Source organism: Streptomyces pactum, assembly GCF_016031615.1.
Taxonomy (GTDB): domain Bacteria; phylum Actinomycetota; class Actinomycetes; order Streptomycetales; family Streptomycetaceae; genus Streptomyces; species Streptomyces pactus.
Genome location: NZ_JACYXC010000001.1, coordinates 6720621 through 6743026 on the forward strand (window position 1 = coordinate 6720621; position 22406 = coordinate 6743026).

6 protein-coding genes and 3 pseudogenes are annotated in these 22406 nt (G+C 75.0%); 8 read left to right on the forward strand and 1 reads right to left on the reverse strand.

Annotated elements, in window-relative coordinates:
* Nucleotides 1–143: 143 nt before the first annotated feature.
* The 7 genes and pseudogenes from IHE55_RS26570 to IHE55_RS26595 all read left to right on the forward strand — a co-directional run bounded on the left by IHE55_RS26570 (nucleotide 144) and on the right by IHE55_RS26595 (nucleotide 21028).
* Nucleotides 144–581: a nuclear transport factor 2 family protein gene (locus IHE55_RS26570; RefSeq protein WP_197991346.1), complete on the forward strand. Its 438-nt coding sequence runs from the start codon at nucleotides 144–146 to the stop codon at nucleotides 579–581.
* An 818-nt stretch (nucleotides 582–1399) separates the two neighbouring features.
* Nucleotides 1400–5185 (forward strand): non-ribosomal peptide synthetase, encoded by a 3786-nt coding sequence (locus tag IHE55_RS26575; RefSeq protein ID WP_197991347.1) that lies wholly within the window; start codon nucleotides 1400–1402, stop codon nucleotides 5183–5185.
* 209 nt (nucleotides 5186–5394) lie between these two features.
* The gene (locus IHE55_RS26580; RefSeq protein WP_232266868.1) at nucleotides 5395–6330 is read left to right on the forward strand and encodes a condensation domain-containing protein; all 936 of its coding nucleotides are present in this window, start codon (nucleotides 5395–5397) and stop codon (nucleotides 6328–6330) included.
* A pseudogene (locus IHE55_RS26585) lies at nucleotides 6264–9116 on the forward strand (amino acid adenylation domain-containing protein); the annotation flags it as partial. The gene IHE55_RS26580 and the pseudogene IHE55_RS26585, both read left to right, overlap by 67 nt.
* A gap of 376 nt (nucleotides 9117–9492) precedes the next feature.
* Nucleotides 9493–9963: pseudogene (locus IHE55_RS33265) on the forward strand (AMP-binding protein); the annotation flags it as partial.
* A 149-nt stretch (nucleotides 9964–10112) separates the two neighbouring features.
* Nucleotides 10113–18287: pseudogene (locus tag IHE55_RS32790) on the forward strand (amino acid adenylation domain-containing protein); the annotation flags it as partial.
* 701 nt (nucleotides 18288–18988) lie between these two features.
* The gene (locus IHE55_RS26595) at nucleotides 18989–21028 is read left to right on the forward strand and encodes an ATP-binding protein (RefSeq protein ID WP_232265708.1); all 2040 of its coding nucleotides are present in this window, start codon (nucleotides 18989–18991) and stop codon (nucleotides 21026–21028) included.
* Nucleotides 21029–21082: 54 nt separating this feature from the next.
* Here the strand turns inward: IHE55_RS26595 and IHE55_RS26600 are convergent, their stop codons facing one another.
* Nucleotides 21083–21628, reverse strand: a complete 546-nt coding sequence (locus IHE55_RS26600) for a carboxymuconolactone decarboxylase family protein (protein ID WP_307826829.1) — start codon at nucleotides 21626–21628, stop codon at nucleotides 21083–21085.
* Nucleotides 21629–21755: 127 nt separating this feature from the next.
* Here IHE55_RS26600 and IHE55_RS26605 point away from each other — a divergent pair, with 127 nt between their 5' ends.
* A complete protein-coding gene (locus IHE55_RS26605; RefSeq protein WP_197991351.1) occupies nucleotides 21756–22295 on the forward strand; it encodes a MarR family winged helix-turn-helix transcriptional regulator in 540 nt (179 codons plus the stop codon).
* Nucleotides 22296–22406: the final 111 nt, after the last annotated feature.

Consider the following 22406-nt stretch of genomic DNA (forward strand, 5'->3'; position numbering starts at 1 on the left):
GGAAACCATGCCCGGGCGGCGCGGTGCGGCCACGGCCCCGGGCATTACCACCGGGGTAATCGACCCCTGACCGCTCCCCGGGCAGGATCGGGAACACCGGCGGGCAGCCCGCCGGGTCCGGTCCCCGCCCCGAGGAGAGCGCCATGTCCGTCACCCCGGCCGCCACCGCCCGTTCCGTCGCCGAGCACACCCGGGCCGTCGTCCAGGAGTTCCTGGCCGCGCGGCTGGCGGGGGACACCGAGCGGCTCGTCACGCTCTTCGCCGACGAGGTGGACTGGCAGCTCGCCGAGAACCCCGTCGTCCCGTGGATCCGCCCGCGGTCCACCGCCGCGGAATGCGCCGCGCAGGCCGACGAGCTGATGGCGCACACGGTGCCCGAGGACTCCCGCGCCCAGGTGGACACCTTCCTGGTGGACGGCCACCACGCCGTCCTGACCGGACACCTGGCGGGCACCGTACGGGCGACGGGGAAGTCCTTCGAGGGCCCGTTCGCACTCCACCTCACCGTCGAGGACGGCCGGATCACCCGGCACCACCTCTACGAGAACAGCCTGTCGATCGCCGAGGCGTGCACGCCGTAGCGGCGTGCCGGGGAGTCCCCGGCGGTGATCGGTCCCACGCTGCACGGGGGCGCCCCTGACGAACGGGGGGGCGCCCAGATGCGCCAGGCGCCCCAGAAAAGTGCGGGGGCACCCCCGGCGAGCCGGTGCGGGAAGCCCCCGGAACGCGCGGGAGCGCCCCGCGCCCCGGGCGACTCCCACCCCGGCAGGCGGTCCGCGCGGTGACTCGGAGACCGGCCCCGCGCCCCCGTCCCGGCGCCCCCGCACCACGCCCGCCGGCGACCGCCGCACTTCGTCCCGGCGCCCCACACCACCATGCATCCTCGCCACGCCGCCACCGACCCGCACCACGCATCCTCGCCGCACCCCGAAGCCCCGCACCCCGAAGCCCCGCACCCCCGAAGCCCCGCACCCCCTAAGCCCCGCGCCCCGAAGCCCCGCGCCCCCCAAGACCCTCACCCCGAAGCCCCGCTCCCACGGACCCCGGCACGCCCCCGGAAACCCGCGCCGGCACCCGCCCGGCGGCGCGTCGCCACCGGGCCGATCGGGCCCCCCGCCGCGCGGGACCGCCGCCCCCGGCTCCACCGGGACCCCACCCGCCCCGGGCGGTGTACCGCGCGATCGGCCGGCGGACCGTCACCGGTCGCGGGCCCGGCCCCGCATGTGGCGGCGGTGCGGGCGGAGGGCGCGCGACGGGCGCACACCGGGGTGGTGCGCGGAGGGCGGCCGGGGAACGGCGGCACCCGGACGAGTGATCTGATCCGGCGTCCGGCGCGGGCATGCCTCCAAGGAGAGGCGTCCGTGACCACAGCGGGCCGGAGAGGGGGGCGAGGGTGTCGTTGTCAGAGGTATCCGGCGGACGACTGCCGGCGACGACCGCGCAGCGCGAGGTGTGGCTGTCCCAGCAACTGGACCCGCGGTCCCCGGCCCACCGGATCGGCGAGTACCTGGAGATCACCGGCCCCGTCGACCCGGCGCATTTCGAGGCGGCGCTACGGCAGACCGTCGAGGAGGCCGAACCGGTCCGCGTCCGGTTCCACGAGGAGGCCGGCGAGATCCGGCAGAGCGTCGAGCCGGCCGGGCACTGGCCCTTCCCGGTGCTGGACGTCAGCGGGGAGGACGACCCGTACGCGGCCGCCGAGGCGTGGATGCGCGCCGACCTGAACCGCCCGATGGACATCACGCGCGAGCGCCTGTTCTGCCACGCACTCTTCCGGCTGGGCCCGGAGCGGTTCATCTGGTACCAGGGCTACCACCACATCATGCTGGACGGGTTCGGATTCGCCCTCGTCGCCCGGCGGGTGGCCGAGCTGTACACCGCCCGCGTCACCGGACGGCCCGCCCCCGCCTGCCCGTTCGGCCCGCTGCGCTCCCTGGTGGACGCCGACCTGGCGTACCGCGCCTCCGCGGCCTTCGCCGCCGACCGGAGGTACTGGACGGACCGGATGGCCGACCGGCCGGAGCCCGCCCGGCTCGCCGGCCGCCCGCCCGGGCCACCGGCCGGACGGCTGCGGCACACCGCGGCCCTGCCACCGGCCCTGGTGGCGGAGGCGCGGGCGGCGGCACACCGGTCCGGCGTCCGCATGTCCGCCGTGGTGATCGCCGCCGCGGCCGGCTGTCTGCACCGGCTGACCGGGGCCCAGGACATCGTGCTGGGGCTGCCGGTGCACGCCCGCACCGACGCCGCGCTGCGCGGGGTGCCGGGCATGGTGGCCAACGTGCTGCCGCTCCGTCTGGAGGTGAGCGCGCCGGCCCGCATCGGCGACCTGGTCCGCCAGGCAAACGGACAGGTGCACCGGGCACTCCGTCACCAGCGCTACCGCGGCGAGGACCTGGCCCGCGACCTGGGCGTGCCGGGCGGGTGGGGCCGACTGGTGGGGCCGCTGGTCAACGTCATGGCCTTCGACTACGACCTGCGTTTCGCCGGACACCGCGCCGTCGCGCACAACCTGTCCCCGGGCTTCGTCGAGGACCTCTCCATCAGCCTGTACGACCGGTCCGACGGCGGGGAGGTACGGCTGACCCTCGACGCGAACCCCGCGCTGTACGACGCGGCGGAGCTGGCCGCCCACCACCGGCGCCTGACCGGCATGCTGGAAGCGGTGGCGGCCGGCCCGGACCGGCCGGTGGGCGCCGTCGACCTGCTCACCCCCGGCGAGCGCCACCAGCTGCTGACCGGCTGGAACCCGCCGCCGCCCGACCTCCCGCAGGACACCCTGCCGCGCCGGTTCGAGGCCCAGGCGGCCCGTACCCCGGAGGCCACCGCGGTGGTGGACGACGGCACCCGGCTGACCTACCGGGAACTGGACGCGGCGGCCAACCGCCTGGCCCGCCTGCTGATCACCCGCGGCGCGGGGCCGGAACGCCTGGTGGCGCTGGCCCTGCCGCGGTGCGGACACCTGGTCGTCGCGGTGCTGGCCGTGCTCAAGACCGGGGCCGCCTACCTGCCGCTCGACCCGGACCAGCCGGCCGAACGGCTCGCCCTCATGCTGCGCGACGCCACCCCCGCCCTGGTCGTCACCACCGCCCGGACCGGCGCCGCACTGCCCGGGGACGCCCCGGACCGCCTGGTCCTGGACGATCCCGGTACCTCCCGGGCGCTGGCCGGCTGCCCGGCGACGGCCCCCACCGACGCCGACCGCCTCCATCCGCTCCGGCCGGCCCACCCCGCGTACGTGATCTACACCTCCGGCTCCACCGGCAGGCCCAAGGGCGTGGTCGTCACCCACCACAACGCCGTGCGGCTGTTCCAGGTCACCACGGAGAGGTTCGGGTTCGGCCCCCGCGACGTGTGGACCCTCTTCCACTCCTTCGCCTTCGACTTCTCGGTGTGGGAGCTGTGGGGGCCGCTGCTGCACGGCGGCCGGCTGGTCGTGGTGCCCTACGAGGTGAGCCGGTCCCCGGTGGACTTCCTGCGGCTGCTGGCCGACGAACGCGTCACCGTCCTCAGCCAGACCCCGTCCGCCTTCTCCGCCCTGGCCCGGGCCGACCGCGAACACCCCGACCTCGGCGGGCGGCTGACCCTGCGCACCGTGGTCTTCGGCGGCGAGGCGCTGGAGCCCGGCAGCCTGGACGACTGGTACGAGCGCCACCCCGGCCCCACCCCGGTGCTGGTCAACATGTACGGCATCACCGAGACCACCGTGCACGCCACCCACACCACGAACACCGGGCCCATCGTGCCCACCACCGGCACCGGGCCGGGCGGGCGCACCACGGCCGGCGGGACGGGCAGCCCTATCGGCACGCCACTGGCGGACCTGCGCGGATACGTCCTGGACGGCGGGCTGCAACCGGTACCGGTGGGCGTGGCGGGCGAACTCTACGTGGCCGGCGGCGGCGTGACCCGCGGCTACCTGGGCCGGCCGGGACTCACCGCCCAGCGGTACGTCGCCGCCCCCTACGGGCCCGCCGGCGAGCGGATGTACCGTACCGGCGACGTGGTGCGCCGGCGCCCCGACGGACAGCTGGAGTTCCTGGGACGGGCCGACACCCAGGTGAAGATCCGCGGGTTCCGCGTCGAACCGGGCGAGGTGGAGGCGGCCCTGGCCACCCACCCGGACCTCTCCCACGCCGCCGTGGTCGCCCGCCCGGCCCCCACCGGCGGACTGCGCCTGGTCGCCTACGTGGTGCCGGCCGGCGGGACGGCGACGATCGACCCGGCCCAGGTGCGGGCCTTCACCGCCCGGCTCCTGCCGGCCTACATGGTGCCCGCGGCGGTCGTCACCCTCCCCGCGCTGCCGCTGACCGTCAACGGGAAACTCGACCACCGTGCGCTCCCCGACCCCGCGCCCGCGCCCGCCACGGCCTCCCGCGGGCCGCGCAACGCCGTCGAAGAGGTGCTGTGCACGCTGTTCGCCCAGGTCCTCGGCCTGCCCGCGGTGGGCATCGACGAGAACTTCTTCGACCTCGGCGGACACTCCCTGCTCGCCACCCGGCTGGCCGCGCGGGTCCGCACGGCGCTCGGCCGCGAGCTGCGGCTGAGCACCCTCTTCGAGGCACCGACGGTGGCGGGCCTGGCCCGGGTCGTGGAGGGAGCGGGCGCGGCGCGCCCGGCGCTGGAGCCGGTACCCCGGCCCGACCGCCTCCCGCTGTCCTTCGCCCAGCGCCGGCTGTGGTTCCTGTACCACCTCGACGGCCCGTCCCCCACCTACAACATCCCGCTCGCGGTCCGCCTGACCGGACGCCTGGACCGGGAGGCGCTCCAGGCGGCGCTGGTGGACGTGGTGGACCGCCACCAGGCCCTGCGGACGGTGTTCCCCGACACCGACGGCACGCCGTACCAGCAGGTGCTCACCCCGCGGGAGGCCCGCCCGGCCCTGGACCTGCGCGTGACCCCCGTGGAGGAGTGTGGGTTGGGGGCGGCGGTGTCGGTGGTGGCGCGGGGTGTGTTCGATCTGTCGTGGCAGGTGCCGGTGCGGGCGCATCTGTTCGTGGTGGGTCCGTCGGAGCATGTGTTGGTGTTGGTGGTGCATCACATTGCTGCGGATGGGTGGTCGTTGGAGGTGTTGGGGGAGGATTTGGGGTGTGCGTACACGGCGCGGTGTGGGGGCGTGTGCCGGGGTGGGTGCCGTTGGGTGTGCAGTACGCGGATTATGCGGTGTGGCAGCGGCGGGTGCTGGTGAGGTGTCGGATGAGGGGAGTGTGCTGGCGGTTCAGTTGGGCTATTGGCGTGGGGTGTTGGCGGGGTTGCCGGAGCGGGTGTCGTTGCCGGTGGATCGTCCGCGTCCGGTGGTGGCGTCGCGTCGTGGTGATGTGTGGGTGTTCCGGTGGGATGGTGAGTTGCATGCGGGGTTGGTGGGGGTTGGGGCGGGTGTGTGGTGCGAGTGTGTTGATGGTGGTGCAGGCGGGGTTGGCGGCGTTGTTGAGCCGGTTGGGTGCGGGGTCGGACATTCCGATCGGTACGCCGGTTGCGGGGCGGACGGATGAGGCGTTGGAGAGGTTGGTGGGGTTCTTCGTCAACACTCTGGTCCTGCGGGTGGACACCTCCGGCAACCCCACCTTCCGGGAGCTCGTCGCACACGTCCGCCGGCAGAGCCTGGACGCCTACGCCCACCAGGACGTGCCGTTCGAGCACCTCGTCGACGAACTGCGCCCCTCCCGGTCCCTCGCCCACCACCCCCTGTTCCAGATCCTGCTGGCGTGGCAGGACGCCCCGGTGGCACCCCTGGCGCTCCCCGGGCTGCGGGCGCGCACCGAATTCGTGCACACCGGGACCGCCCGGATGGACCTGTCGGTCTCCCTCACCGCACACCACGCCACGGACCGCACCGCGGACGGCGTCGAGGGAATCGTGGAGTTCAGCACCGACCTCTTCGACCGGGGGACGGTGCGGGGGTTGGTGGAGCGGTGGGAGCGGTTGTTGCGGGCGGTGGTGGCTGATCCGGGGATGCGGATCGGGGCGGTGGAGCTGCTGGGTGCGGAGGAGCGGCGGCGGTTGTTGTCGGGCTGGAACGACACGGTGCGGGAGGTGCCGGAGGAGACGCTGCCGCGGTTGTTCGCGGCTCAGGTGGCACGGACGCCGGGGGCGACGGCGGTGGTCTGTGGTGAGGAGCGGCTGACCTACGCGGAGCTGGACGCCGCGGCCACGGAACTGGCGCTCCGGCTGAGGCAGCTCGGGGTGGGGGGCGGACGCGGGGGGCGGAGTGCGGGGTGGGGGTGTTGGTGGAGCGTTCGGTGGAGTTGGTCGTTGCGGTGCTGGCGGTGGTCAAGGCCGGCGGGGTGTACGTGCCGCTGGATCCCCGCTTCCCCGCCGCGCGGATGCGGCTGATGCTGGAGGAGACCGGCACGACGGTCCTGCTGGCCGGGGAGGAAACCCGGACGGGCGACTGGGCCCGGAACCTCCACGTGGTCCGCGTCGAGGGCACACGTTCCCCCGTCGTGCCGGACCCGGGCCGTCCGGAGCCGGTGGTGGATCCGGACCGGTTGGCGTATGTGATGTATACGTCGGGTTCGACGGGGGCGCCCAAGGGTGTGGCGGTCTCCCACCGTGCGGTGGTGGCGCTGGCGTCGGACGTGCGGTGGCGGGGCGGGGCGCACCGTCGGGTGCTGCTGCATTCGCCGTCGGCGTTCGACGCCTCCACCTATGAGATGTGGGTGCCGCTGCTGTCCGGCGGGCAGGTGGTGGTGGCTCCGGCGGAGCTGGGCCCGGAGGAACTGGCGCGTGTGGTGGCCGGACACGGGGTGACCTCGCTCTTCCTGACCACCGCCCTGTTCGATCTCGTCGCCGACCAGCACCCGGGGGCGTTGGCGGGGGTGCGGGAGGTGTGGACCGGGGGTGAGGCGGCGTCGGTGTCGTCGTTCGAGCGGGTGCGGTCGGTGTGTCCGGACACGGTGATGGTGCATGTGTACGGGCCGACGGAGACCACCACGTTCGCCACCTGTCAGCGGGTGGTGGGGCCGGTGGCCGGTGGTGTGCCGATCGGTGGGCCGATGGACAACACGCGGGTGTATGTGTTGGACGGGTGGTTGCGGCCGGTGCCGGTGGGTGTGGTGGGGGAGTTGTATGTGGCCGGTGCCGGGGTGGCGCGCGGCTATCTGGGCCGGCCGGGGGTGACGGCGCAGCGGTTCGTGGCCGATCCGTACGGTCCCGCGGGTGAGCGGATGTATCGCACGGGGGACACCGTGCGCTGGAATTCCGATGGTCGGTTGGTGTTCGTGGGGCGGGTTGATGAGCAGGTGAAGGTCCGGGGGTTCCGGATCGAGCCGGGGGAGATCGTGTCGGTGCTCACCGGGCATCCGACGGTGGCGCAGGCGGCGGTGGTGGTGCGGGAGGACCGTCCCGGTGACCGGCGGCTGACCGCCTATCTCGTCCCGGCCGCGGGTGCGGTGGTCGATGTGACGGAGGTGCGTACGGATCTGGCGCGGCGGTTGCCGTCCTACATGGTCCCGGCCGCGCTCGTCACCCTCGATGCCCTGCCGGTCACGTCCAACGGGAAGCTGGACCGTGATGCCCTGCCGGCCCCGGACCGTGCCACGGCCACCGTCTCACGCCCGCCCCGCACCCCGGCCGAGACGGTTCTGTGCACCCTCTTCGCCCAGGCCCTGGACCTCCCCGAAGTCGGCGCCGACGACAACTTCTTCGAACTCGGCGGGCACTCCCTGCTGGCCACCCGGCTGATGGCCCGGGTGCGCGCGGCGCTCGGCGCGGAACTGCCGGTACGGGCCCTCTTCCAGGCGCCCACCGTGGCCGGCCTGGCCCGGCTGGTGGACGAGGCCGGTGCGGCGCGCCCCGCGCTGGAGCCGGTGCGCCGCCCCGACCCTCTTCCGCTGTCCTTCGCCCAGCGTCGGCTGTGGTTCCTGCACCGCATGGAGGGCCCGTCCCCCACCTACAACATCCCGCTCGCGGTGCGCCTGACCGGGCGACTCGACCAGCAGGCGCTCCGGGACGCGCTCGGGGACGTGGTCGAGCGGCACGAGGCGCTGCGTACGGTCTTCCCCGAGACGGGCGGGGTGCCCCGCCAGTACATCCTGCCGGCCGCGGCCGCCCGGCCGGAGCTGGAGGTGCACACCGTCGAGGAGTGTGGGTTGGGGGCGGCGGTGTCGGTGGTGGCGCGGGGTGTGTTCGATCTGTCGTGGCAGGTGCCGGTGCGGGCGCATCTGTTCGTGGTGGGTCCGTCGGAGCATGTGTTGGTGTTGGTGGTGCATCACATTGCTGCGGATGGGTGGTCGTTGGAGGTGTTGGGGGAGGATTTGGGGTGTGCGTACACGGCGCGGTGTGGGGGGCGTGTGCCGGGGTGGGTGCCGTTGGGTGTGCAGTACGCGGATTATGCGGTGTGGCAGCGGCGGGTGCTGGGTGAGGTGTCGGATGAGGGGAGTGTGCTGGCGGTTCAGTTGGGTTATTGGCGTGGGGTGTTGGCGGGGTTGCCGGAGCGGGTGTCGTTGCCGGTGGATCGTCCGCGTCCGGTGGTGGCGTCGCGTCGTGGTGATGTGTGGGTGTTCCGGTGGGATGGTGAGTTGCATGCGGGGTTGGTGGGGTTGGGGCGGGTGTGTGGTGCGAGTGTGTTGATGGTGGTGCAGGCGGGGTTGGCGGCGTTGTTGAGCCGGTTGGGTGCGGGGTCGGACATTCCGATCGGTACGCCGGTTGCGGGGCGGACGGATGAGGCGTTGGAGAGGTTGGTGGGGTTCTTCGTCAACACTCTGGTCCTGCGGGTGGACACCTCCGGCAACCCCACCTTCCGGGAGCTGGTGTCCCAGGTGCGGGAACGGAGCCTGGACGCCTATGCCCACCAGGACGTTCCCTTCGAGTACCTCGTCGACGAACTGCGCCCCTCCCGCTCGCTCTCCCACCATCCGCTGTTCCAGGTGATGCTCGCCTGGCAGAACACACCGGTCGCCGACCTGGAACTGCCCGGACTCCGGGCGCGCACCGAATTCGTGCACACCGGGACCGCCCGTACCGACCTCGCCTTCTCCCTGGTCGAACGCCGCACCCCGAGCCGGACGCCGGACGGCGTCGAGGGAATCGTGGAGTTCAGCACCGACCTCTTCGACCGGGGGACGGTGCGGGGGTTGGTGGAGCGGTGGGAGCGGTTGTTGCGGGCGGTGGTGGCCGATCCGGGGGTGCGGATCGGCGCGGTGGAGCTGCTGGGTGCGGAGGAGCGGCGGCGGTTGCTGTCCGGCTGGAACGACACGGTGCGGGAGGTGCCGGAGGAGACGCTGCCGCGGTTGTTCGCGGCTCAGGTGGCACGGACGCCGGGGGCGACGGCGGTGGTCTGTGGTGAGGAGCGGCTGACCTACGCGGAGCTGGACGCCGCGGCCACCGGGCTGGCGGTCCGGCTGAGGCAGCTGGGCGTGGGCGTCGGCGGAGACCGGGGTCCGGGTCGTCCGGGTGCGGACCGACGTGCGGACGCCGACCGGGGTAGGGGGGCGGAGTGCGGGGTGGGGGGTGTTGGTGGAGCGTTCGGTGGAGTTGGTCGTTGCGGTGCTGGCGGTGGTCAAGGCCGGTGGGGTGTACGTGCCGCTGGATCCCCGTTTCCCCGCCGCGCGGATGCGGCTGATGCTGGAGGAGACCGGCGCGACGGTGCTGCTGGTCGGCCGGAGGACAGAGGCGGAGGCCCGGCAATGGGCCGGGGACCTGCACGTGCTGACCGTGGACTCCGAGCCCACGCCGTCCGGGGAGCACCCGGAGCCGGTGGTGGATCCGGACCGGTTGGCGTATGTGATGTATACGTCGGGTTCGACGGGGGCGCCCAAGGGGGTGGCGGTCACGCACCGTGCGGTGGTGGCGCTGGCGTCGGATGAGCGGTGGCGGGGCGGGGCGCACCGTCGGGTGCTGCTGCATTCGCCGTCGGCGTTCGACGCCTCCACCTATGAGATGTGGGTACCGCTGCTGTCCGGCGGACAGGTGGTGGTGGCCCCGGCGGAGCTGGATCCCCGGGCTCTGGAAGACACCGTGGCCGAGCACGGGGTCACCGCGCTGTTCCTGACCACCGCTCTGTTCGACCTGGTGGCGCACGATCGGCCGGGGGCGTTGGCGGGGGGTGCGGGAGGTGTGGACCGGGGGGTGAGGCGGCGTCGGTGTCGTCGTTCGAGCGGGTGCGGGTGGCGTGTCCGGACACGGTGGTGGTGCATGTGTACGGGCCGACGGAGACCACCACGTTCGCCACCTGTCAGCGGGTGGTGGGGCCGGTGGCCGGTGGGGTGCCGATCGGTGGGCCGATGGACAACACGCGGGTGTATGTGCTGGACGGGTGGTTGCGGCCGGTGCCGGTGGGTGTGGTGGGGGAGTTGTATGTGGCCGGTGCCGGGGTGGCGCGCGGCTATCTGGGCCGGCCGGGGTTGACGGCGCAGCGGTTCGTGGCCGATCCGTACGGTCCCGCGGGTGAGCGGATGTATCGCACGGGGGACACCGTGCGCTGGAATTCCGATGGTCGGTTGGTGTTCGTGGGGCGGGTTGATGAGCAGGTGAAGGTCCGGGGGTTCCGGATCGAGCCGGGGGAGATCGTGTCGGTGCTCACCGCGCATCCGAAGGTGGCGCAGGCGGCGGTGGTGGTGCGGGAGGACCGTCCCGGTGACCGGCGGCTGACCGCCTATCTCGTCCCGGCCGCGGGTGCGGTGGTCGATGTGACACAGGTGCGTACGGATCTGGCGCGGCGGTTGCCGTCCTACATGGTCCCGGCCGCGCTGGTCACTCTCGATGCCCTGCCGGTCACGTCCAACGGGAAGCTGGACCGTGACGCCCTGCCGGCCCCGGACCGTGCCACGGCCACCGTCTCACGCCCGCCGCGCACCCCGGCCGAGACGGTTCTGTGCACCCTCTTCGCCCAGGCCCTGGACCTCCCCGAAGTCGGCGCCGACGACAACTTCTTCGAACTCGGCGGAGACAGCATCCTGGCGATCCAGCTGGTCGCGCGGGCGCGGGCGGCCGGTCTGGTGCTCACCGCGGGGGACGTCTTCACCCACCAGAGCGCGGCCGGACTCGCCGCCGTGGCCATCCGGCAGGACGACTCCGGGCAGGACGCGCCGCCGGCCGGGGACCCGGGCACCGGCGAGGTGACGGCGACCCCGATCGTGGAGTGGCTGCGGGAGCGGGGCGGGGCGATCGACGGGTTCTGCCAGCTGATGATGATCGGCGTACCACCAGCGGCGGGAGAGGAGGCGCTGGCGGCGGCGCTGCGGACGGTGGTGGACCACCACGACGCGCTGCGCGCACGGCTCGACGTGGCGCCGGACGGGACCTGGTCATTGCGGATCCCGCCGGCCGGAACCGTCCACGCGGCGGCCCTGCTTTACCGGATCGACGCGGCCGGCCTCGACGACACCGGGCTCGGCGCGCTGGTGGCCGAGGAGTCCGCGGCGGTCCGGGGCCGTCTCGACCCGCGCACGGGGGTGATGGTGCGGGCGGTGTGGTTCGACCGGGGGCCCCGCCGCCCGGGCCGGCTGCTGCTGGCGGTGCACCACCTGGTGGTGGACGGGGTGTCCTGGCGGATCTTGCTGCCGGACCTGCGGGAGGCGTGGGAGGCGGTGACGGCCGGCCGGCCGCCGCGCCTCGCTCCGGTGGGCACCTCGCTGCGCCGGTGGACGCGGCTGCTGGCCGCCGAGGCGACCGCCCCGCGGCGGGTCGCCGAACTGCCCCTCTGGGAGGCGATGCCGAGGGACGCGGCGCCCGTGGTGGCCGCCGGCGAGGGCAGGGACGTCCGGGCGGTGACGGAGAACGCCGGGACGCTGACGCTCACCCTGCCGCCCGGGCAGACCACGGCCCTGCTCACCCGGGTGCCGGCCGCCTTCCACGCCGGGGCGCAGGACATTCTGCTCGCCGGCTTCGCGGTGGCGCTGGACGACTGGCGGCGGCACCGCGGCGGGGGCGGCGGCGCGCTGCTGGTGGACGTGGAGGGACACGGCCGGTACGAGGACCTGGCGCCCGGGGTGGATCTGTCCCGAACGGTGGGCTGGTTCACCAGCCTGCACCCGGTCCGGCTCGACCCCGGCGACCTCACCCGCGACGACGTGGCGGCGGCCGGTCCAGCGCTGGGCCGGGTGGTCAAACGCCTCAAGGAGCAACTGCGCGCGGTGCCGGGCGACGGCCTGGGCCACGGACTGCTGCGCCACCTCAACCCGCGGACCCGCCCCCGGCTGGCCGAACTGCCCGCCCCGCAGGTCGGGTTCAACTACCTCGGTCGGCTGAGCACGCCCGGGGACGGCGCCGCATGGTCGCCGGTGGCGGACACCGGCGGGCAGGTGCTGAGCGCGGGCCACGAACCGGGCACCCCGATGCCCCACGTCCTGGAGCTCAACGCGCTCACCCAGGACGGGCCGGACGGTCCGCGGCTGGTGGCCGGCTGGTCCTGGGCCGGTGAGCTGCTGCGGGAGGACGAGGTCGGTGAACTGGCCCGCCGGTGGTTCACCGTGCTGGAGGCGATCACGACCGCCGTCGACCGGTCGGACGCCGGCGGGCTGACCCCGTCCGACGTGCCGCTGGTACGGCTCACCCAGGAGCAGATCGAACAGCTGGAGGCGCTGTGCGCCGCGCCGGCCGCGCCGGGCGCGCCATCCGGGCCGGCCCGGTCCGGTGGGTCCGCGTCCGGCCCCGCCGCCTCCGACCCCGTGGCGACCGCCGCCTCCGGCCCCGCCATGCCCGGCGGTCCCGCGACCGCCGGGACCGATCCCGTGGCGACCACCGGATCCGACCCGGCCGGGTCGACCGCCGGGACCGCCGGGTTCGTCGGGTTCGTCGGGTTCCCGCCCGGGCCGGGCGGGGACGACCGGGACCGCGCCGGCGGCCCGCCGCGGCTGCCGAGGCCGGCCGCGGTGGCGGACATCTGGCCACTGACCCCGCTCCAGGAGGGGCTGCTGTTCCACGCCCTGTACGACACCCGGGCCGTCGACGTGTACACCGCCCAGCTGGTGCTGGAGCTGGACGGGCCGCTGGACGCGCCGGCGCTGCGGGCGGCGGGCCAGGGCGTACTCGACCGGCACCTGAGCCTGCGGGCCCGCTTCCACCACCGGGGGCTGGAGCACCCGGTGCAGGTGATCCCCCGCCGCGCCGTACTGCCCTGGCGGGAGGTGGACCTGTCCGGGGCGGACGGGGCCGACCGGGAGACGGAGCTGGCCCGGCTCACAGCAGACGACCACGCCGCCCGTTTCGACCTCGCCACCGGGCCGCTGCTGCGGATGACGCTGGTACGGCTCGCCCCCGGCCGGCACCGCCTCCTGTTCTCCCTCCACCACCTGCTGCTGGACGGCTGGTCGCTGCCGGTGGTCCTGCGGGAGCTGCTGGCCGGATACGCGGCGGGCGGCGACGCCTCGGGCCTGCCGCCCGCCCCCAGCTACCGGGAGTTCCTGCGCTGGCGCGCCCGGCAGGACCGGCCGGCCGCCGAAGCCGCCTGGCGGCGGGCCCTGGACGGGCTGGACGGCCCCACCCGGATCGCCCCCGACGCCGACGTGGACGGCGGGGAGGAGGCGCCCCGGCGGGTCGCCGAGGTGCTCGGCGAGGAGCTGACCACCGCACTGCACACCGCCGCCCGGCGCCGCGGCCTGACCCCGCACACGGTGCTCCAGGGCGTGTGGGCCATTCTGCTCGGCCGGCTGACCGGCCGGGACGACGTGGTCTTCGGCGGCACCACGTCCGGCCGGCCACCGGAGCTCCCCGGCGTGGAGAACATGGTGGGGATGCTGATCAACACCCTGCCGGTACGAGTACGCCTGCGCCCCGCGGAACCGCTGGCGGCGATGCTGGACCGCCTGCAGCGCGAGCAGTCCGCCCTCATCCCGCACCAGCACCTCGGCCTGCCCGACATCCACCGGCTGTCCGGCCACGACCAGCTCTTCGACACCATCATCGTCACCGAGAACTACCCCTTCGACGAGGCCGCGCTGCAACCGGCCGGCACCGGTCTGCGGGTGACCGGCCTGCACGGCCTGGACGCCACCCACTACCCGGTGAGCCTGACCGCCGTGCCCGGGCCCCGGATGGGCCTGCGGCTGACCTACCGCCCCGACGCCCTCGCCCCGCGCACCGCCGAGGCGCTCCTGCGTCGCGTACGGCGGCTCCTGGAGGCCTTCGCCACCGATCCCGAACAGCGCATCGGCGGCATCGACCTGCTCCCCGCGGAGGAGCGCCGTACCGCCCTGGACGCTGGTCGGCGGCACGACGTCCGCCGGGTGCCGCCGGCCACCGTGCCGCGGCTGTTCGAGGACCAGGCCGCCCGCACCCCGGAGGCCGCCGCGGTGATCTGCGGCGCGCGGACGCTCGGTTACGCCGAGCTGGACGCGGCGGCCAACCGTACGGCACGGCTGCTGCTCGCCCATGGTGCCGGCCCGGAACGCGTGGTGGCCCTGGCGCTCCCGCGCTCGCCGCGGCTCGTCGTCGCCATGCTGGCGGTGCTCAAGGCCGGGGCCGCCTATCTGAACCTGGACCCCGACTACCCGCACGACCGCCTGGCGTTCATGCTCCGGGACGCCGCGCCCGCGCTGCTGGTGACCACCGCGGAGACCGCCGCCCGGCTGCCCTCCACCACCGTCCCACGCCTGCTGCTGGACAGCCCCGACGCCGCCTCCTGGGGCCCCGACGCCGCCCCGGAGGGCTCCCACGCCGTTCCCGAGGCGCGGGGCACCGCCTCCGCCACCGGCGCGGGGCGGGCCTCCGGGGCCGGGCGTGCCCTGACCGACGACGAACGGGGCGGCCCGGTCCTCCCCGGACACCCCGCCTACGTCATCTACACCTCGGGCTCGACCGGAACCCCCAAAGGCGTGGTGGTCACCCACGAGGGCATCCCCGCCCTGCTGGCACGGAACGCGCACCTGGGCGTCGGCCCCGGCAGCCGGGTGCTGCAGTTCGCGTCCCCCAGCTTCGACGGCGCCACCTGGGAGATGTGCATGGCGCTGAGCTCGGGCGCCACCCTGGTGCTCGCCCCGGCCGAGCGCCTGCTGCCCGGAGCCCCGCTGGCCGCCACCTGCGCCACCCACCGGGTGACCCATCTGCTGCTGCCGCCCACCGCCCTGGCGGCCATGCCGCCCGACGGCCTGCCGCCGGGGGCGACCCTGCTGGTCGGCGGCGAAGCCTGCCCGGCGGAGGTGGCCGCCACCTGGTCCGCGGGCCGGCGCATGATCAACGCCTACGGCCCCACCGAGGCCACCGTGTGCACCACCCTGAGCGACCCGCTGCCGGGCACCGGGACACCTCCCATCGGCCGGCCGGTCCCCGACGCCCGGGTGCAGGTCCTCGACCCCGCGCTGCAGCCGGTACCACCGGGGGCGGCCGGGGAGCTGTACATCGCCGGCCCCGGCCTGGCCCGCGGCTACCTGGGCCGCCCGGGCCTGACCGCGCACGCCTTCGTGGCCGACCCGTACGGGCCCCCGGGCGGCCGGATGTACCGCACCGGGGACGTGGTGCGCCGACGCGCCGACGGCCAGCTGGAGTTTGTGGGCCGCGCGGACGACCAGGTCAAGATCCGCGGGTTCCGCATCGAGCCGGGCGAGGTGGAGGCCGTGGTGGCCGCCCACCCCCGGGTGGCCCGGGCCGTGGTGGTGGCCCGCGAGGACCGGCCCGGCGACAAACGCCTGATCGCCTATGTGGTGCCCGCCGAGGACGCCGGCGACGCAACGGTGGAGGCCGGGGCACGGCAGGTGGGCGAATGGCGGCAGATCTACGACACGCTCTACGCCGAGGAGACCCCGACGCCGCTCGGGGAGGATTTCTCCGGGTGGAACAGCAGCTACGACGGCGAACCGATCCCGCTGGAGCAGATGCGCGAGTGGCGGGACGCCACGGTCCGGCGCATCCGGGCGCTGAACCCGCGCCGGGTGCTGGAGATCGGCGTCGGCTCCGGGCTGCTGCTCGCCCCGCTGGCCCCGCACTGCGACGCGTACTGGGCCACCGACTTCTCCCCCGAGGTGATCGCCCGACTGCGCGGGCAGGTGGCCGCCGACCCGGACCTGGCCGGACGGGTACGGCTGCGCTGCCAGGCCGCCGACGACCCCGAGGGCCTCCCGGCCAGCTTCTTCGACACCGTGGTCCTCAACTCGGTGGTGCAGTACTTCCCCGACGCCGGCTACCTGGCCGAGGTGCTGCGGCTGGCGGCCCGCCTGGTGGTGCCGGGAGGCGCCGTCTTCGTCGGGGACGTGCGCAACCTGCACCTGGCACGGTGCTTCCACACCGCGGTCCAGCTCCACCGGGCGGCGCCCCGGGCCAGGGGCGACCTGGTGCGCCGCGCCATCGAGCAGGACCTGCTGCTGGAGCGCGAACTCCTGGTCGCCCCCGAGTTCTTCACCGCACTGTGCGACCGGCTGCCCGCCCTGGGCACCGTCGACATCCGTCTCAAGCGGGGGGAGCACCACAACGAACTCACCCGCCACCGGTACGACGTGGTCCTGCACACCCGCCCGGCCGCCCCGCACGCCACGGCCCCCGGACGGCCCGCGGCCCCCGCGCCGGCCGCGGACACCGGGCCGGGCCCGGACGCCGCGCCGGGCTCGGACGCCGCGCCGGGCTCGGACACCGCTCGTAACCCGGACACGGCGGGGGGCGCGGAGGCCGGACCCGCGGACGTCGCCCGGAGCACCGACGTCCTCCGGGTCGGCTGGGGGGAGGAGGTCACCGGCCTCAGGGCCCTCGCCGACCGGCTGCGCACCGGCCGGCCGGACGCGCTGCGCGTCGAGGGCATCCCCAACGAGCGACTGGCGGCGGAGGCGGCCGCGCAGCGGACCCTGGACTCCGGCGGTACCGTCGCCGAGGCCCGCGAGCGGCTGCACGGCCCCGCACCGGCGAACGCCGTCCACCCCGAGTCGCTCCACCGGCTCGGGGAGGAACTGGGCTACCAGGTGATCAGCACCTGGTCGGGCACCGCCGCGGACCGCTTCGACGCGCTGTTCCTCGCCGACGGCCGACCGTCCGCCGACGTGCCGACCGAGGTCTTCCACGCGCCGCCCACCGAGCAACTGCCGCTCTCCTCCCTGGCCGGCAACCCCGCCGGCTCGCACGACCTGGGAACCCTGCCCGCATCGGTACGCGCCTTCACCGCCGATCGGCTGCCCCGCCACCTGGTGCCCGCGGCGGTGGTGGTGCTGCACCGGCTGCCGGTCACGGCCAACGGCAAACTGGACCGCTCCGCGCTGCCGGCACCGGAGTTCACCACGGCCGCCGGGTCCCGCGGCCCGCGCACCCCCACCGAGGAGGTGCTCTGCCGGCTGTTCGCGGACGTGCTGGGACTGCCCGAGGTGGGCGCGGAGGACAACTTCTTCGACCTCGGCGGACATTCGCTGCTGGCCACCCGCCTGGCCGCCCGGGCGGGTGCGGAACTCGGCGTGGACCTCCAGGTGCGCACCGTCTTCCAGGCCCCCACCCCGGCCGCTCTCGCCGAGGCGCTGGGGTCCGCCCCGACCGGACACGCGCTCGACGTCCTGCTGCCGCTGCGCACCACGGGCGAGCGGCCACCGCTGTTCTGCGTCCACCCGGCCGGCGGCGTCGGCTGGCTCTACAGCGGACTGCTGCCGTACCTCGGCCCGGACCGCCCGCTGTACGGCCTGCAGGCCCGCGGCCTGACCGGCGCCGAGCCGCTCGCCGGCTCGGTCGAGGAGATGGCGGACGACTACCTGCGTCACATCCGCTCCGTCCAACCGACCGGTCCCTACCACCTGCTCGGCTGGTCCTTCGGCGGTGTCGTGGCCCACGAAATCGCCGTCCGCCTGCAGCGCGACGGCGAACGGGTGGCGCTGCTGGCCGTACTCGACGCCTACCCCTACGGGGAGGGGTTCCGGCCGGACATGCCCGACCTGGAGGAACAGGACCTCCTCGCCGCCCTCCGCGACGCCGCCGGCGACCCGGGCCCGGACGGAGGTTCCGCGCCCGGCGTCACCTCCGGCCGTGACGGTGGCCCCGGTCCTGACGGTGACCCGGGGACGGAAGGCGACCGGGAGCCGGCCCAGGATCCGGCCGCCGGCCCGCCGGGCGGGACGGGGGCGGACCCCGCGGACGTGCTGGACAAGAACACCCTCGCGGCCCTCACCGTGGTGTACAACAACAACGTCCGGCTCCACCGGGACTTCGTCCCCGGCCGGTACCGTGGCGACCTGCTGCTGTTCACCGCGGCCCACCCCACACCGGGTGCCCCGCCCGGTCTCCGCCCGACCCCGCGGACCTGGCGGCCGTACGTGACGGGGCGGGTCATCACCCACACCGTCCCCACCACCCACGCCCGCATGCTGCGCCCGCAGGCCCTCACCCGGCTCGGCCCCCTCCTGGCCGCCGGCCTGGACCACCAGCACCCCCAGGACGATGCCGACTCCTGACCCACCCTCGTGGCGGGGCCGGTGACCTCCTACGGAGAGGAGCCTGGCTCCGGCACGTCCCGGTGAGCCCGCCGGGGGCCGACCGGCAGGCCCCCGACGGTCGTACGGTCGCCCACCGGCCGCATCCGGGACGGCGGACGGGCCGCGCCGCCCACGGCCGTGCAAGCCGGCGGCCCGGCGGGCGATTCGCCGCTTTCATGCGCTTCAGTGCAATTGCCGGAGTCGGTGAAAGTGGTGAGAAACAGCGTGGGCGCCAGGTAAAGTCCCAGGTCGCGTCCTCTGCTCCCCGCGCACGCGGGGGTGGTCCCGACACCCTCGACGAACTCGGGCCCGGCGCGCACTGCTCCCCGCGCACGCGGGGGTGGTCCCGACGCGCCGGTCATCCAGAAGATGAATGACGACTGCTCCCCGCGCACGCGGGGGTGGTCCCACGGTCTGGCAGAAGCAGGGGCAGGAGCAGAGCTGCTCCCCGCGCACACGGGGTTTTCACCGTCCGGCCGCCGGTCGGGAACGCCGGCGGCGTCCGCGGCGCGTATGAGTCGGGGCCGGTGGGCCACGGGGACCGACGGGCGGCCGGTTCCTCCGCCCGGAGGGCCAAGACCGCCCGCCCGGCGGGCCCCGCTCGACCGGCGGGCGCCGGTGCGACCCCCTGCTTCCGTGCGCCGTGGCCGGAACCCATCACACCGGAGACCAAAGACCTGATGGTGCGGCAGAATGTCACCGTGGTAGGGCACATTCCGGAAGAGACGACCAGCTTCGTGGGGCGGGAGGCCGAACTCGTCCGGCTGGAGGAGGCGTTGCCGGACCACCGGCTGGTCACCCTGACGGGGACCGGCGGGGTGGGCAAGACGCGGCTGGCGCTCCGGGCCGCGCGCCGGGTCGCCTCCCGGTACCCGGACGGGGTGTGGTGGGCGGACCTGTCCCCGCTGGACGGCGACCGGTTGCTGCTGGCGGCCGTCTCGGACGCCGTGGACCTGTCCGACCACTCCCCGCGGATGCCGGTGGAGGCGCTGTGCGAATGGCTGTCCGGCAAGCGGCTGCTGCTGGTGCTGGACTCCTGCGAGCACCTGGCCGACGCCTGCCGGACGCTCGTCGGCGACCTGCTCACCGCGGTGCCCGGGCTCACCGTGCTCGCCACCAGCCGGCAGCCGCTGCGGCTGGCCGCCGAGCGGCTGATCGAGGTCGAGCCGATGCGGGCCGACGGGCCGGACGCCCTCGCGCTGTTCACCGAGCGGGCGACCGCGCTGGCGCCCGCCGACGTCCTGGGCGGGCCCGTCACCACCGCGGTGGTCAGCATCTGCCGTCGGCTGGAGGGCATCCCGCTCGCCCTGGAGCTGGCCGCCGCCCAGGTCGGCCGCGCCACCGTGGAAGAGGTGTCCCACCGGCTGACCTCGCGGTTCGACGTCCTGGTCCACTCCGAGCCGGTCTGGCCCGAACGCCACCGCACGATGCGTACCGCCATCGGCTGGAGCCACGAGCTGTGCGCGCCCACCGAACGGCTGCTGTGGGCCCGGCTGACCGTCTTCCGCAGCGCCTTCGACGCGGCGTCGGCCCGGTCGGTGTGCTCGGGCGGCCCGCTGGGCCTGCCGGAGACCGGCCGCGCGCTGGCCGGGCTGGTCGCCAAGTCGGTGGTGAGCCGGGACGGGGACCGCTACCGGATGCTCGACACCATCCGCGAGTACGGCCGGCTGTGGCTCGCCGCACTCGGCGAGGAGGACGCGGTGGCCGACCGGTACGCCGAGCACTTCCTCGGCCTGGCCCGGCAGGCCGACGCCGGCTGGCTGGGCCCCGAGCAGCTCTCCTGGTACCGCTGGGCCGGCGAGGCGTACACCGATTTGTGCACCGCGCTCGACCGGCTGCTGGTCACCTCCCCGCGGGAGGCGCTGGAGCTCGCGGGGGTGGTGGGCTTCCTGTGGAGCTGCTGCGGCCGGCTGCGGGAGGCCCGCAGCTATCTGGAGCAGACCCTCGCCGAGTACCGGTCCCCCTGCCCGGAACGGGTGCGGGCGCTGTGGTCGCTGGGGGTGACCGCCTCCCTCCAGGGCGACTACGACACCGCGCACCGGCTGAGCGCGGAGTGCGGCGCGCTCGCCCGGCAGGACGGCGACCCGGAGACCGTCCTGGCCGCCGCCTACCTCACCGGGCTGCTCGCCCTGCTCACCGGCCAGCCGGTGGACGCCCGTACGGTGACCGACCGGGCGCTGGCCCAGCTCCCCGGCGACCCCTTCGACTCCCCCTCCCGGCTCCGCTGCCACCTGGTGGGCGTCTTCGCGCTCAACGCGCTGGGCAAGCTGGACGAGGCACGGGCGGAGGGCGAGCGGCTGCGGCGCGGCTGCGTGGCGCGGGGTGAGTGCTGGACCCGGGCCTATGTCGATCACCAGCTGGCGCTGATCGCGCTGCACACCGGCCGCCCGCACGAGGCGGCCGAGCACGCCCGCGCCATGCTCGTCGGCAAGCGGGAGATGGGTGACAGCTTCGGCATCGCCCTGGGCCTGGACGTGCTGGCCGCCGCGATCGCCGCGCAGGGCGACGGGGAGCGCGCCGCCCAGGTGTTCGGCACCGGGCTGGCCCTGTGGGCCACCGTCGGTCACCCGCAGCGCGGCACCCCTGAGCTGCGCGCGGTGCGCGAGGAGTGCGAGCGGGCGGCCCGCGCGGCGGTCGGGGACCTCGCCTACGACGCGGCCTTCGAGCGCGGGGCGAACGGCGACACCGAGACCTGCCTGGCGGAGGCGCTGCGCGCCTGACCCCCTCCCGCGCCGGTGCCCACCCCGCGGCCTTGCCGCCGGTCCGCCCGCCGGTCAGGCGTGCGGGCGCAACGGCTCGTCCACCGGGGCGCCGGTGAGCCGGTTGGCCAGTGTGGAGAGGGTGTAGGTGCCGATGCCGAGCACCACCTCCAACGCATGGCGCGGGGTGTACCCGTGGGCCAGGAAGGAGCGCATCTCCTCGTCCGGCACCGCGCCGGCGGTCGCCAGCACCCGGAGCGTGAACTGCCGGACCGCCTCCAGCCGTTCGTCCGGCAGCGGGCGTCGCTCACGGAGGGCGGAGACCAGTTCCGGGTCGGCGCCCAGCGCGCGGAGCTTGGCGGTGTGCATGGCGACACAGACATGGCACTCGTTGCCGGTGGCCACGGTGAGGACGACCACCTCACGGGCGAGCGGGTCGAGGGTGGTGTCCTCGAACGCGGCGCTGAGTTCGAGGAAGCCCCGCAGCAGGTGCGGCGAGGTGGCGAGCCGTGCGACCGCGGCGGGCAGGTACCCCAGTCGGCGGGCGGTGGCCTCCATCACGCCCCGGGCGGCGGGCGGTGCGGTCTCGGTGGTGTGGTCGGGGAACACGGTCGCGGGCACGGCGGAGACTCCCGTCGGAAGGGGCGGCACGGCACGGCCGGGGGCGCCCTAAAATGGACAACGTGGTTGACGGAAAAGTAAACGAGGTTGTCGAATTCCGCAAGGCGCATCGGGAGGTGACGTCTCGATGACGGGGGAGACGCCGTGCCCGCCGGACGGCCGGCACGGGAGCGGGAGTGGAGACGGCGCGGGCCGCGGGCCGGACGCCCACGGGTACGAGCTGCCGCTGCTGCTCTTCGCCGGCTTCCGGACACTGATCGACCAGCTCCATGCCGAGCTGGCGGAGCAGGGCCACCCCGGGATGCGACCCGCGCACGGCTTCGCCATGCAGGCCATCGGCCCCGGCGGCGCCACCGCCAGCGAACTGGCGCGACGGCTGGGCGTCTCCAAGCAGGCGGCGGGCAAGACCGCCGAGCGGCTGATGGCCGTCGGTTACGCGGAGCGCGTCGCCGACCCCGCCGACGCCCGACGCAAGATCATCCGGCTCACGCCGCACGGCGTCGATGCGCTGCGCCGGTCGGCGGCGCTCTTCGAGGAACTGCGCGCCCGGTGGGCGGCCACGCTGGGGGACGAGCGGCTCCGGCAACTGGAGACGGACCTGCGGACCATGACCGCCGGGGCCGGCGCCGGCCTCCGGGTGGACGTGGCCGGCTGGTTCGGTCCCTGAGGGGGCGGCGGTGCACGCGGGCCACCCGGGGTGACCCCGGGGCTGGCATCAGGTCGCGAGGCCGCTGCGACCGCTACGGGCCAACCGGCCCCGCCGGCGGGTACCCGGCCC

Excerpts from the sequence above, each read along its gene's own strand:
- IHE55_RS26570 (WP_197991346.1), top strand. The coding sequence starts at position 144 with ATGTCCGTCACCCCGGCCGCCACCGCCCGTTCCGTCGCCGAGCACACC.
- IHE55_RS26595 (WP_232265708.1), top strand. The coding sequence starts at position 18,989 with ATGGTGCGGCAGAATGTCACCGTGGTAGGGCACATTCCGGAAGAGACG.
- IHE55_RS26605 (WP_197991351.1), top strand. The coding sequence starts at position 21,756 with ATGACGGGGGAGACGCCGTGCCCGCCGGACGGCCGGCACGGGAGCGGG.
- IHE55_RS26580 (WP_232266868.1), top strand. The coding sequence starts at position 5,395 with ATGGTGGTGCAGGCGGGGTTGGCGGCGTTGTTGAGCCGGTTGGGTGCG.